The organism is Sphaerisporangium sp. NPDC005289 (assembly GCF_040607455.1).
Lineage (GTDB): Bacteria > Actinomycetota > Actinomycetes > Streptosporangiales > Streptosporangiaceae > Sphaerisporangium > Sphaerisporangium rhizosphaerae.
This window is the reverse complement of record NZ_JBEXGS010000011.1, coordinates 118,964-131,815: the sequence shown is the minus strand read 5'-3', so window position 1 is coordinate 131,815 and position 12,852 is coordinate 118,964. Positions and strand designations below refer to the sequence as shown.

The following is a 12,852-nucleotide window of genomic DNA, read 5'->3' as shown; positions in this document are numbered from 1 at the left end:
GGCGCCGCGCCTCGCCGAGCAGGTCGGAACCGCGCCGATCGCCGTACTCGGCCCGTACGGCGGCGATCATCCCCGGCGCGGCCCGCTCGGCGTGCGGCTCGATGCGCTCGAAGGTCAGGCTGGGCATGCTGCTGATGTACGCGAACCGCTCGGCCAGCACCAGCAGCCTGATCGCGTCGTCGGGGGCCAGGGCGTTCCGCAGCACCCCCCAGGTGCCGAGCGCGAACAGCATCAGGCCGCACATCGGATAGTCGAGGACGGGGCTCTGCTCGGCCAGCACGTCGTGACCCCGGAGGGCGAAGAACAACTCCTCGCCGTACCCGGCCTCCTCCGGCGGGGCGTGGTAGGCGTACGCCGTCAGGGCGACCGACACCGCGACGGTCGTCCACGGCGTCAGCTCCGCGGGCGGCAACCCGGGCAGCCGCATGTCGCGTGCCCGCCGGACGGCCAGGCGGTACTCCGCGAGCGCGGCGGCCGTCTCGCCACGGGCGAGGGCGAGCTCGGCCGCGTACAACGAGACGATGGCCTTCCCGCCGAGCACCGCCTCGCCGTCGTTGATCCCGACGATCTCGGCGAGCTCGGCCTGCGCGGCGCCGAGGTCGCCGTCGGCGAGCGCGGAGACCAGCAGCACCGCGCGTAGCTGGGTCTCGTCGTCGGTGGCGCCGAGCCGGCTCAGCACCGGGATGGCGGTGCGCGCGTGCGCGACCGCACGCCGGCGGTCGCCGCGCTGCATGACCAGATGGGCCAGCTCGGCGTGCATGATCGCGCTGAACCACGGCCCGTCCTGCTCGGAGAGCATCGCCAGGGTCCGCTCGGCGGCCTCGATCGCCCCGGTCACCTCACCCGCGTTCTCCAGCACGTGGACGCTCATGTGCGTCGCCGCAAGGACGACGTCGGGGTCGGTGCTCAGGCACAGCTCCTCCAGCCGGCGGCGCACCTGGACACCGTCGGCCGCGTCGCACGCGAGCAGCACCGTGGCCATCGCCGCCACCCGGGGATCGCTCTCCTCACCGACGGGCAGCCTGCGCAGCAGAGCGCGCAACGGATCGCCCCGGCGGTCGCCCATGATGACGACGTTCATGAGCGTGACCAGCATGGCGGCCCTGGTCACCTCCACGAGGTGCGGCGGCACCGTCCAGCCGTCGACCACCTCGGTGATCGCTCCCCAGTGGACCAGGAGCCGGAAGTGCTCGCCACGGATCGACCAGAGCGCGCCGGCACTGGCCAGCAACTGGACCGTCATGACCGGATCGGACTCGCCGAGAGCCTGCCGGAGCATGTCGGCGAGGTTGCTCTCTTCGGCGCGCAACGCGTCGACGGCCGCGAACTGCGCCGGGCCGAACAGCTCGAAGGCGTGCTCGAGGGCGTACGCCGTCGCCCAGGCCCGCTGCGCCGCCCGGGCGGGCGCCTCCTCGCCGGCCTCCCCCAGCCGCAACCGGCCGAACTCCCTGACGGTCTCCAGCATCCGGTAGCGCAGGCCGTACGCCGTCTCGCGGACGCTCAGCATCGACTGCTCGGTCAGCGCGTCCACGACGCGCAGGGCGTCCTGGCCGAGTATGCGCTCGGCCGCGGCCAGCGTGAAACCGTCACCGAACAGCGACAGCCATCGCAACGCCCGCCGTTCGGGCTCCTCCAGCAGGTTCCACGACCAATCGATGACGGCCAGCAGCGTCTGGTGCCGGTCGGGGGCCGTACGGTTGCCGCCGCGCAGCAAGGCGAACCGGTCGGCCAGGCGCCGGGCGACCTCCTCCACCGACATCGCCCGCACCCTGGCCGCGGCCAGTTCGATGGCGAGCGGCAGGCCGTCCAGACGGGCGACGATCTGCTCGACCACTCCCTCGTCGATCCGCACACCCGGGCGGGCGGCCGTGGCGCGCTGGCGGAACAGTTCCACCGCGTCACCCGTGGGCAGCTCGCCGAGCAGGTAGACGCGTTCGGCGGGGATCGACAGGGGGGCGCGGGAGGTGACCAGCACCCGCAGGTCGCGGGTCGTGACGGTCAGGAACGCCACCAGGTCGGCGACGGCCTCGATCACGTGCTCGCAGTTGTCCAGGATCAGCAGCGCCGGAGCCTGGTCGAGGTGCTGGGCGATCCGGGCGCGGACATCGGAGCGCTGCCTGGCGGTCAGGGCATGGCGCCCGCTGACCGAGTCGCGGACCCCGAGCGCCGACCCCACCTCGCCCACCACGCCCTCCGGCGAGGAGACGCCGACCAGCTCGACGAAGTGGGCGACGGGCTGGGCGGCGTTCCTGCCGACGACATGGGCCAGCCGCGTCTTACCCAGCCCGCCGGGACCGACGATGGAGACCACCCGGGTGGAGGCCAGCAGGGCGTGCACCGCGCGGATGTCGGCCTCGCGGCCGAGCAGCGAGGAACCGTCGAACAGGATGCCCTCGCGCACCGGCCGATCGGCGAGGAGGAGTCCGGCGTACACGCGGGCGAGCTCGGGCCCTGGTTCGGTGCCGAGCCGCGCGGCCAGACCCGCTCGATAGCGCTCATAACGCTCCAAGGCGGCGGCGACCCCTCGGACGGCGGCCTCGCTGCGCAGCAGGCAGGCGAGCACCTGCTCATCGTGCGGCCGTTCGGCCGCGGCCTCCTCCAGCAGCGGCAGCGCGGTCTCGTGGGCGCCGCCGCGGCCCCAGGCGATCGCCGCGACCCGTCGCGCCTCGGCCACCCACCCCGCGGCCATGCCTCTCAGCTCGTCGAGCGCGCCCGTACCGCCGTCGGGACCGCCCACGACACCGGTCGATCCGCCACCCGAGACACCGGTCAGGCCGCCGCCCAAGCCGCCGGTCAGGCCGCCGCCTGAGACGCCGGCCGGCCCGCCGGCCGATTCGGGGATCGGACCGCGGGCCGGGCCGCCGTCCGATCCGCGCGCCGCGCCGCCGGTCACCAGCTCCATGGCCTCTTCGGCGCGGCGCCGCGCGAGCGCCACGTCGTCTTCGCCCAGCGCGGCCCGTGCCTGCTCCACGAGCGCGCCCAGCAGCAGCGCGTCCACCTGATCGGCGGGCAGCCCGAGCCGGTAACCACGCGGCATCCGCACCACGACGTCGGCGCGGGTCGCCGCCCTGGTGCGCGAGACGACCACCTGAAGCGCCTTGGTGGGGTTGGCGGGCGCCTCGTCGGGCCACAACTCCTCGACCAGGCGCTCGTCGGCGACCCCCGCACGCCCGTGCATGGCGAGCACGGCCAGCAGGGTCCGCGCGCGATCGCCGACCACGCGGGCACCCTGCCAGCGGACGCCGTCGAGCAGGACCAGTACGGGGGACACACCCCCAGCTTACGGACGAGTCCCACCCCGGGAGCGTGTCCGCGCGTACCCTTGCGAGCGGATCGGACGAGTCTCACCGCGGAAGCATGCCCGCGAGCGGATCAACGGGCGGTCCGAACGGCCAGGCGGGCGAATCCGGGCGGGCCCTTCACAGAATCCGCCCTACCGGACTACTCCAGCCACCGCAGGGCCGCCTCCAGGCAGTCTTCGGGGGTGCTGTTGAAGGCGATGGCCGCGTCGGGCGCGTGCCGCCGGACCAGGTTCACCACCTTCTCGAAGAGGTCGAGCATCGACTCGTCCTTGCGGATGCCGCCCCCGATCACCACGCAGGCGTAGGCTCCACGGATCAGCGCCTCCTCGATCGCTCCTTCGGGGTTCTCGTCGGGTGCCACCAGGCACCAGTCGGCCTCGATGCCGTGATCGACGAAGCGGGCCCGGCCGCGTGCTATCCCCGTCTGGATGGGCTCGGGGTCCCAGCCCTCAAGCTTCGCGGGGTCCAGACCGATCACCAGCACTCGCGCGTCCGTCACGCGTCCTCCTCATCGCAGAACCGGCACACCGGCACACCGGCTCGTCGCAGAACCGGCACACCGGCGCACCGGTTGATCGCAGAACCGGCACACCAGCGGCCCCCGCCCGCTTTCCCTCCGCGCCGCCCGAAATCCTCACGGCCACGGGATCCCCACCCTCGCGATAGTTGCCCGCCGATGTCCACTCCGTATCGTCCCCCTCAGTGATCCCGGTCGCGCGCGAAAGGACGGGCATGACGGACGAAGTGGTGCGACACGTGTTCGAGCGGGTCGATTCATTCGACCCTGAGAGGTTCACCCAACTCCTGGCCGAGGATGCCACGCTGGTGTTCGGCAACGCCGAGCCGCTGGCGGGACGCGAGGCCATCCTCGCCGGTCTGCGGGCCTTCTTCTCCACCATCGACGGCCTGCGGCATCGGGTCGTCAGGAACTGGCAGGCGGGCGCCGACATCATCGCCGAGACCGAGGTGACCTACCGCCGGCTCGACGGCAAGGACGTCAGCGTCGTGGCCGTGTCGATCTGGCGCACCGGCGGCGACGGCCTGATCTCGGACTACCGCATATTCGTCGATCTCGCCCCTGTGTACGCGGCCTAGGAACCGAACTGGTCCACCTTGCCCCCGCGAGTCCCACGCGGGGCCCCAGCAGAGCGCATGTCCGCCCCACGTCTCGTGAGCGTGGCCGACCTCAGCATCGAAGTTTTCGACGCTGAGGGTCACAAGCATTCACGAGTCTTGGGATTCTCCCCTCCCGTCGCCACCATATGCACAACCACTGCGCGAACTGGGAGTTTGCATGACAAAGCGCCTTTACGCGGTCGCCGCAGCCGTGCTCGTCGTCACGGCGCTCGCGGGCGGGTGCGGCCGCTCCTCTTCGGGGACGAGCGCGTCCCAGGGCGCCGCGACGGCCAAGGGCACGACCGCCAAGGATCTCGTGCCGGCCGACCTTCGCGAGCGGGGCGTGCTCCGGCTGGCGACCGCCGAGGGCTACCCGCCGATGGAGATGTACAAGAAGGGCACCCAGCAGCTCACCGGCGTGGATCCCGACCTCGGCGCGGCCATCGCCGAGAAGCTCGGGCTGAAGTGGACCATCACCAACGCGGCCTTCGACGGGCTCATCCCTGGCCTCCAGAGCGACCGGTGGGACCTCGTGCTCTCCTCGATGAGCGACACCGAGGAACGCCGGGCCGCCGTCGACTTCGTCGACTACTTCAACGCGGGCGGGGCCGTCATGGTGAAGAAGGGCAACCCGGAAGGCGTCAAGGACCTCGCCGACCTGTGCGGCCGTACCGTCGTGCTCGCCAAAGGCAGCTCCAACCTGGCCATCGGCGAGAAGCAGAACGAGAAGTGCGGCAAGAAGATGACGATCATGCAGAGCGAGGACGCCCCCACCGGCCTGCTCAGCATCGACTCCGGCCGCGCGGTCGCCACCATCGTCGACTCCCCGGTGGCCGCCATGTACGCCGGCGAAACCGGCAAGTACGAGGTGCTGCCCGGCCAGTACGACGCCGGGCCTTGGGGCATCGCCGTCGACCGGCGCGACACCGGCCTGCGTGACGCGGTGGCCGGGGCCATGCGGGAGCTGATCGCCGACGGCGGCTACAAGAAGGTCCTGGACACCTACGGCGTGGCCGCCAACGCCGTGCCCGAGGCGATGGTGAACACCAAGCCGTGGAAGTGACCGAGCTGCCCGTGGACGCGGTACGGCCACCGCGCCCAGGACGCTGGCTGGCCGCGGCGGCGGCCGGGCTGTTCCTGGTCTGGCTCGCCTACACGATCATCGTCAACCCGAACCTGCACTGGGACGTGATCGTCGCCTTCCTCGGCGACGGCAGGATCCTCGGCGGGCTGTGGGTCACCATCCAGCTCACCGTGCTGTCGATGGTGATCGGACTGGCCCTCGGCGTGCTCACCGCGGTGACGCAGCAGTCGGGCAACCCGGTGCTGCGCGGGTCCGCCGCGCTGTACACGTGGTTCTTCCGCGGCACGCCGCTGCTGGTCCAGCTGATCTTCTGGTTCAACATCGGCCTGGTCTTCCCGACCATCGCGATCGGGGTGCCGTTCGGCGGCCCGAAACTGGTCGAGTGGCAGGCGAACGAGCTGGTCACGCCGTTCACCGCGGCGCTGCTCGGGCTCGCGATCAACGAGGGCGCCTACATGGCGGAGATCGTCAGGGCGGGCATCCGCTCGGTCGACGCGGGCCAGCGGGAGGCGGCCGAGGCTCTCGGCATGTCGCACGGCCAGGTGCTGCGCAGGGTGGTGCTGCCCCAGGCGATGCGGGTGATCGTGCCACCGACCGGCAACCAGTTCATCTCCATGTTGAAGACGACGTCGATGGTGTCGGTCATCGCCGGAGCCGAACTGCTGACCGTCGCGCAGCGGATCTACCTGGGCAACTTCGAGGTCATCGCGCTGCTGGTGGTCGCGTCGATCTGGTACGTGGTGCTCACCACGATCGCCAGCGTCGGGCAGCACTTCATCGAGCGGCGGTTCGAGCGCGGCCACGACACGCTGCCCGCCAGGATGCGCCGCAACCTGCGGCCGTTCGCCGGAGGTGGGGTCTAGTGGACCGTCCCATGGTGGAGATCCGCTCGGTGCGCAAGCGCTTCGGCGCGCTGGAGGTGCTGAAGGGCGTGAGCCTCGACGTGCCCGAGGGCGGCGTGGTCTGCGTGGTCGGGCCGTCGGGGTCGGGCAAGTCCACCCTGCTGCGCTGTGTCAACCGGCTGGAGACGATCGACGCCGGCCGGATCCGCGTGGACGGCGAGCTGATCGGGTTCGAGGAGCGCGACGACAGGCTGCGCCACCTTCCCCCGGCGCGGCTGAACCGGCAGCGTCAGGACATCGGCATGGTCTTCCAGCGCTTCCACCTCTTCCCGCACCGCACGGCGCTGGAGAACGTCATGGAGGGGCCGCTGGTCGTCGGCCGGGTCCCCCGGCGGGAAGCCCGGCGGCAGGCCGAGGAGCTCCTCGACCGGGTGGGCATGACCGACCGGGCCGGCCACTACCCGGCGCAGCTCTCCGGCGGCCAGCAGCAGCGGGTGGCGATCGCCCGCAGCCTGGCCATGCACCCCAAGGTGATGCTGTTCGACGAGCCGACCAGCGCGCTCGACCCCGAGCTGGTGCAGGAGGTGCTGGCGGTGATGCGCGACCTGGCGGCCAGCGGGATGACCATGATGGTGGTGACGCACGAGATGGGCTTCGCCCGCGAGGTGGGCGACCACCTGGTCTTCATGGACGACGGCGTGATCGTCGAGCGGGGCGACCCGCGTGAGGTCCTCGCGCAGCCCCGCAACGAGCGCTTCCGCGCGTTCCTCGGACGGGTGCTGTGAAACTCGACCTACTGGTCCGGGGCGGGCTGCTGGTCGACGGCACCGGCGCCCCGCCGCGGTCCGCCGACGTGGGCGTGGCCGGAGGGCGGCTGGCCGTGCTGCCCGCCGGGTCGGGCGCGGACGCCCGCCAGACCCTGGACGCGGCCGGGCTGGCCGTCGCCCCCGGGTTCATCGACGTGCACACCCACTCCGACGGCATCGCGCTGCTCGGCGGCGACCGGGAGCTGGTCCGCGCCCCGGTGCTGGCCGGGGTGACGGCCGAGATCTGCGGCAACTGCGGCTCCGGCCTGTTCCCGGCGCTGCCCGGACGGCTGCCGGAGCTGCGGGCCGAGGCGTCCGTCGGGTTCGGTGGCGACGTCGGCTTCTGGGAGGACTTCGCCGGGTTCGCCGCGGCGCACGCCGCCGTGCCGCGCGCCAACCACATCGCCTCCCTGGTGGGCCACGGCACTCTGCGCGCCGGGGTGCTGGGGCCCGTGGACCGTCCCGCGACCCCGGGCGAGCTGGCGGCGATGTGCTCGCTGCTCGACCGCTCGCTCGCGCAGGGGGCCGCGGGCCTGTCCACCGGGCTGATCTACACGCCCGGCACCTACGCCGACACCGGCGAGGTGGTGGCGCTGGCCGCCGTCGCGGCCCGGCACGGCAAGCCGTACGTCACCCATCTGCGCGACGAGATGTCGCGGGTGGAGGAGGCCCTGGAGGAGGCCGTGGGGATCGCCCGCCGGAGCGGCGCGGCGCTGCACGTCTCGCACCACAAGACCGCCGGCAAGTACGCCTGGGGCCGCACCGAGCGAACCCTGCCCCGGCTGGCGGACTTGCGCGCCGAGGGCCTCGACGTGACCTGCGACGTCTACCCCTACACGGCGGCCAGCACCCATCTGTCGGCGATGCTGCCGCCCTGGGCGTCCGACGGCGGCACCGCCGCGCTGACCGCGCGGCTGGCGGCCCCCGGCCAGCGCGACCGGATGCGGGCCGCGATCGCCGAGGGCGTGCCGGGCTGGGAGAACACCGTGGGCAACGGCGGCTGGGACCGCGTCGCCATCGCCCGCGCCCCCCGTCATCCGCACACCGAGGGTCGCACGGTCGCCGAGCTGGCCGCCGCGCACGGCCGCGACCCCTTCGACGTGGCCGCCGACCTGCTGCTGGCCGAGCGCGGCGAGGTCATGATCATCAGTCACTCGATGGTGGAGGACGACGTGCGCCGGGTACTGGCCGCGCCGTACGCGATGATCGGCTCGGACGGCGTGCCGAAGCCGGGCGGGCGCCCCCATCCCCGCTGGGCGGGCACCTTCCCCCGCGTGCTCGGCCGCTACACCAGGGAGCTCGGGCTGCTCGACCTGGCGACGGCGGTGCGGAAGATGACGGGCATGGCGGCGAAGCGGTTCGGGCTGGCCGGACGCGGGGTGATCGCGGACGGGGCGCACGCCGATCTGGTGGTGTTCGACCCGGCCACGGTGCGCGACGGCGCGACCTTCGCCGAGCCGCTGCTGCCGCCGGAGGGCGTGCACACCGTGGTGGTGGCGGGCCACATCGTCGTACGGCAGGGCGAGGAGACGGCCGCGCGGCCGGGAACGGTGCTGACGCCATGATGATCGCGATCGCGGTGCCCGGTGAGATCGCGGTCGGCGAGGACGCCGAACTGCCGCTCGCCAGCGTCGGCAAGCTGCCTCTGCTGGCGACGGTGGCGCGAGCCATCTGCGCGGGCACGCTGGACCCCGCCGAGCCGGTCGAGCTGCGCGAGGAGGACCGCGTGGGCGGGTCGGGGCTGCTGCGAGCCCTGTCGGGACGCCGGTGGCCGGTCGCCGACCTGGCCGTGCTGACCGCCGCGGTGAGCGACAACATCGCCACCAACGCGCTGCTGCGCCGCGTCGGCCTCGACCGGGTCGCCGAGGAGTCGCGGGCGCTGGGCCTGCGGCGTACCCGCGTCCTGGACCGCATCCGCGAGCCGCGCCTGCCCACCGACCCGCCCGCCTTCGCCGTCGGCACGGCCGGTGAACTGGCCCGGTTCGCCGCCTCGCTCGACGGGCGGGAGGAGTGGACCCGGCTGATGCTCGGCTGGCTCGCGCACAACACCGACCGCTCCCTGGTGCCCGCTCTCCTGCCGCACGATTCCGAGGACCGCCGACCGGTGACGACGGCGCCGCCCGGCACCGTGTGGGTGGCCAACAAGACCGGCACCGACGACGGCGTGCGCGCCGACGTCGGCGTGATGGTCGGCGACCGGCGCATCGGCTACGCCGTCCTCGCGTCCGGGCCGCCGGGAAGCGACCACGAGCTGGTCACCCGCGTCCGCGAGGCCGGCGTCGGCATCGGCCGCCTCGTCGGAGCCGCCCCGGCCGCCCCGGCCGCACCGCCCGGGCCTGTTCCCGGCGGGTAGCGGACTCCCCGGCGGCGCCGCGCCCGGCGGAAGCGGACACGGCGGAAGCGGACACGGCGGAAGCGGGCACTGCGCCGGCAGGCACGGAGGCAGCGGGAACGGAGGTCCTCAGGCCGTGGTGCTGCGCAGGCGGCCGGCGGCGTCGCGGAGGTAGTCGAGGAACGACCGCAGGGCAGGGTTCGGGTTGGTCGGCCGTACGGCGGCGCCGATCTTCCGGTGCAGCCGGAGCCCCTCCACCTGGCACACCTGCACGCCGGCGGCCCCGTGGGCGCCGAGGCTCGGCACCAGGGCGACGCCGAGCCCGGCTCTGACGAGGCCGAGGGTCACCTCGTAGTGATCGCTGCGGCAGCGGATCCGCGGGCTGAACCCCTCCAGCGCACCGGCCCGTTCCAGCACCGAGATGGGCGCGTCGGTGCCGTAGGTGGTGATCCACGGCTCGTCGGCGAGGTCCGCGAGCCGTACCCTGGCGGCCCGGCCCGCGGGATGCCCGAGGGGCAGAACGAGGAACTGCGGCTCCTCCAGCAGCGGGGCGATCTCCACGCCCTCGGGAGGCGGCCACGGATCCAGGGCGTGCTCGAACACCACCAGGACGTCGAGGGCGCCGCGTTCCAGGTCGGGCATCAACTCGTGCGGCTGTCCCTCCACCAGGTCGAGGTCGACGGCGGGGTGGCGGGCCACGAACGCCGACAGCGCCAGCGGCAGCAGCCGGTAGCCCGACGAGGCGAAGAAGCCGATGCGGAGCTGACCGGCGTCGGCCCTGGCCTGGGCCAGCAGGTCCTTCTCCGCGGCCTCGATGAGGTCGAGCACCTCCTGCGCCCTGGTGGCCAGCCGCCGCCCGGCCGCGGTGAGCCGCAGGCTCTGCGCCCCCCGCTCGACCAGCCCCACCCCGGCCTCCTCCTCCAGCCGGGACAGCTGGTGCGAGACGGCGGACGGCGAGAGCCGCAACGTCCGCGCGGCTCCCGCGATGCTCCCCGTCCTGAAGACCTCCCTGAGCACCCGCAGGCGGTGACTGCTCAACACGCCACCAGTATCCGCCCGATCGCCGGAGCATCCCTTCCGGGCATGGCCGGACGTCCGGCGACTTGCCGCGTCGGGCTCGGGGGCACACCCGGCCGGGCCGGGAGCCGTCCCGCTCAGGCCGGCATCCGGGCTCGCCTTACTTCGCCCGCCCTTGTGGGTCAGAGCGCCAGTGAACACCGGGGGCGCTGTGTTAGCTTGCCCCGGTGGACGACATGCGTGCACGAGCGGAGGCGATCGAGGAGTTCGCGGCGGCACTGCGAGAACTTCGCAAATCCGTCGGCAACCCACCTTTCCGGGAGATGTCCGGCCGGTCGAGGGCGATCTCGCACACGACGTTGCACGAAGCCACGAAGGCCAACCGGCTCCCCAGTTGGGAGACCACCGTCGAGTTCGTCAAGGCCTGCGACGCCGACCCGGCCGCGTACCGCGAACGCTGGGAGAGGGCGAACCTGGCGGTCAGATCCGCCGGGGCCGCAGGCCCTTCGGTCCACCCGGACGCCCTGGCGGCCGGTCCCTCTTCAGCGGCCGGTCCCTCTTCAGCGGCCGGTCCCTCTTCAGCGGCCGGTCCCTCTTCGGCGGCCGGTCCGTCTTCGGCGGCTCGTCCGTCCGGTGAGCTCGGGGCCTCCACCGCGGGCGCCGCAGAAGGCCGCGTCGTGGCCGTCATCACCGGATCACCAGCGCCACGGTCGGCCGGTGAGACCTCGGCGCCTGTGCCCGGCCCCCCGGCCGCGGGCGACGCGCGGCCCGTCCTCCCCGCACCTGGGGGCCGAGGGCGATTCCGGCCGAGCCGCCCGGTCGTGGCCGTGCTCGCGACCGTGGCCGCCGGTGCGGGAATGGCGGTCCTCATCATGGCCGTCGTCGATCGCGGTCCCGGGGCCGACGGGCATGGCCCGACCCCGTCCGGCGGCCCATCGAGGGCCGCGCTGTCGGCGGCCGACTGCCCGGTGCGCCCGACCAGCCCGCCGTGGGCCCCGCCGGCGAACAAGGGTGACTCGGCGGCGTTCCTCGGAGACATCACGCTGCCCGACTGCACGCGCGTCCGCCCCGGCCGCACCATGACCAAGGTGTGGCGGCTCAAGAACGCCGGCGCCGTGCCGTGGAAGGGATATTCGCTGCATCGCCTCGATCTCCCGCAGCGACCCGATCAATGCCAGACCATCTCCGACGTCCCGATCAGGGACACGCCGCCCGGAGAGACCGTCGACATCCCGACCGACGTCACCACGCCGAGGAACCCCGGCTTGTGTTATGTGCGGTTCAAGATGATGGACGGTGCGGGGCGGGTCGCCTTCCCCGGAGGCCGCCCGCTCAACTTCCAGGTCATCGTGGGCTGACGCCCGTTCCCCGCCGTGCGTCACACGGCGGGGAACCCGGTTCCGGCATCCGATGGAGTGGCGGTTCGCCACAGGCCGCCGTGCGCTAGCGGACGTTGTAGCCCTGGGAGACCCAGAACGAGTTCGGGTTCGGGTTGCTCAGGGTCGGGTCGCCGACGCTCTTGGCGGCGAGCTTCTGCCGTCCGGGACGCATCTCGACGTGGGTGTGCGCGGCCCCGCTGGACGACACACCGTGCCACGCCTCGTCCGCGATGACCTGGCCGCGCGCGATCTGCTGCCCCACGCGCAGGGAGGCCAGCGGAGCGGAGTGCAGGTAGATGATGGTCTTGTTCAGCGAGGCGTTGTAGACGGCGATCGTGGACAGCCCCGAGCCGCCGTTGCGCCCGCGCGCCAGGTAGATGAGCTGACCGGCGACCAGGGCGTGGACGTCGGAGCCCACGCTGCGGCGGATGTCGATGCCCTCATGCCGGCCCGAGGTGTGCACGTACCCGTCGAAGCCGCAGCTGATACCGCCGCCGCCGGTCTTGTACAGCGCGTACGACATGTTGACGCGCGCCGACGACGACGGGCCGAACTGGTGGGAGGCGTTCTGGTTCTTCAGGCCGGCCTTGAGGTTGCCCTTGGCGCCGGGCGCGAAGTCCTGGTAGACGCTGCCGCCGTAGTTGCTGTTGAAGTAGACCCGGACGGTCTTGGCGCTGCGGTTCCAGACCGAGGCGGCCGCGTTCTTGACGCACTTGCCCTTGCCGGCGCCGGGCCCCTTGAAGTCGAAGCAGGAGGGCTGCTTGGTGCCGTAGTCGCCGACCGATCCGGCGAAGTCGGAGACCGACCCCTGGTTGCCGCTGTTGAAGTAGTAGCAGAACTCGCCGCTCTCGCACACGCCGTTGCGGGTCGCCGCCGAAGCGGGCGAGGCGGTGGCGAGCGCCGTCCCACCGAGCGCCGTCACGGCGGCCGCAGCGGCGAGGATCTTGTTAAGCGTTCCCATGGTGTTCTCCTTG

10 protein-coding genes and 1 pseudogene are annotated in these 12,852 nt (G+C 72.9%); 7 read left to right on the top strand and 4 right to left on the bottom strand.

The genetic code is table 11. The features are described 5' to 3' along the window. Nucleotides 1-1,654: 1,654 nt before the first annotated feature. Both ABZT47_RS20690 and ABZT47_RS20685 read right to left on the bottom strand, forming a co-directional pair. Nucleotides 1,655-2,689: pseudogene (locus ABZT47_RS20690) on the bottom strand (BTAD domain-containing putative transcriptional regulator); the annotation flags it as partial. Nucleotides 2,690-3,441: 752 nt separating this feature from the next. Beyond that, nucleotides 3,442-3,801 carry a hypothetical protein gene (locus ABZT47_RS20685; RefSeq protein ID WP_354844213.1) on the bottom strand — a complete coding sequence of 120 codons (360 nt, stop codon included), beginning with the start codon at nt 3,799-3,801 and terminating at the stop codon, nt 3,442-3,444. A 233-nt stretch (nt 3,802-4,034) separates the two neighbouring features. On the opposite strand from ABZT47_RS20685, the gene ABZT47_RS20680 reads away from it, so the two are divergent. From ABZT47_RS20680 to ABZT47_RS20655, 6 genes are all read left to right on the top strand, one after another. Then, the gene (locus ABZT47_RS20680) at nt 4,035-4,397 is read left to right on the top strand and encodes a nuclear transport factor 2 family protein (protein WP_354844210.1); all 363 of its coding nucleotides are present in this window, start codon (nt 4,035-4,037) and stop codon (nt 4,395-4,397) included. A 199-nt stretch (nt 4,398-4,596) separates the two neighbouring features. Beyond that, a complete protein-coding gene (locus ABZT47_RS20675) occupies nt 4,597-5,481 on the top strand; it encodes an ABC transporter substrate-binding protein (RefSeq protein WP_354844207.1) in 885 nt (294 codons plus the stop codon). Then, nucleotides 5,472-6,365, top strand: coding sequence for an amino acid ABC transporter permease (locus ABZT47_RS20670; RefSeq protein ID WP_354844204.1), 894 nt, complete (start codon nt 5,472-5,474; stop codon nt 6,363-6,365). The genes ABZT47_RS20675 and ABZT47_RS20670 overlap by 10 nt, the downstream gene beginning before the upstream one ends. Nucleotides 6,366-6,376: 11 nt before the next feature. Further along, on the top strand, nt 6,377-7,129 hold the full coding sequence (locus ABZT47_RS20665) for an amino acid ABC transporter ATP-binding protein (RefSeq protein ID WP_354844625.1): 753 nt from the start codon (nt 6,377-6,379) through the stop codon (nt 7,127-7,129). Continuing rightward, on the top strand, nt 7,126-8,715 hold the full coding sequence (locus ABZT47_RS20660) for a D-aminoacylase (protein WP_354844201.1): 1,590 nt from the start codon (nt 7,126-7,128) through the stop codon (nt 8,713-8,715). The genes ABZT47_RS20665 and ABZT47_RS20660 overlap by 4 nt, the downstream gene beginning before the upstream one ends. Further along, on the top strand, nt 8,712-9,503 hold the full coding sequence (locus ABZT47_RS20655; protein ID WP_354844198.1) for a serine hydrolase: 792 nt from the start codon (nt 8,712-8,714) through the stop codon (nt 9,501-9,503). The genes ABZT47_RS20660 and ABZT47_RS20655 overlap by 4 nt, the downstream gene beginning before the upstream one ends. 108 nt (nt 9,504-9,611) lie before the next feature. Here the strand turns inward: ABZT47_RS20655 and ABZT47_RS20650 are convergent, their stop codons facing one another. Continuing rightward, entirely contained in the window at nt 9,612-10,523 is a 912-nt protein-coding gene (locus tag ABZT47_RS20650; protein WP_354844195.1) for a LysR family transcriptional regulator, read from the bottom strand. A gap of 797 nt (nt 10,524-11,320) precedes the next feature. Here ABZT47_RS20650 and ABZT47_RS20645 point away from each other — a divergent pair. Continuing rightward, nucleotides 11,321-11,857: an NBR1-Ig-like domain-containing protein gene (locus tag ABZT47_RS20645; RefSeq protein ID WP_354844192.1), complete on the top strand. Its 537-nt coding sequence runs from the start codon at nt 11,321-11,323 to the stop codon at nt 11,855-11,857. Nucleotides 11,858-11,942: 85 nt separating this feature from the next. Here the strand turns inward: ABZT47_RS20645 and ABZT47_RS20640 are convergent, their stop codons facing one another. Continuing rightward, entirely contained in the window at nt 11,943-12,839 is an 897-nt protein-coding gene (locus tag ABZT47_RS20640; protein ID WP_354844189.1) for a peptidase inhibitor family I36 protein, read from the bottom strand. Between the last annotated feature and the right edge of the window lie 13 nt (nt 12,840-12,852).

Bases quoted from the DNA above. Each gene is read 5' to 3' on its own strand.
- ABZT47_RS20665 (WP_354844625.1), top strand. From the start codon at position 6,377: ATGGTGGAGATCCGCTCGGTGCGCAAGCGCTTCGGCGCGCTGGAGGTG.
- ABZT47_RS20640 (WP_354844189.1), bottom strand. From the start codon at position 12,839: ATGGGAACGCTTAACAAGATCCTCGCCGCTGCGGCCGCCGTGACGGCG.
- ABZT47_RS20675 (WP_354844207.1), top strand. From the start codon at position 4,597: ATGACAAAGCGCCTTTACGCGGTCGCCGCAGCCGTGCTCGTCGTCACG.
- ABZT47_RS20680 (WP_354844210.1), top strand. From the start codon at position 4,035: ATGACGGACGAAGTGGTGCGACACGTGTTCGAGCGGGTCGATTCATTC.
- ABZT47_RS20655 (WP_354844198.1), top strand. From the start codon at position 8,712: ATGATGATCGCGATCGCGGTGCCCGGTGAGATCGCGGTCGGCGAGGAC.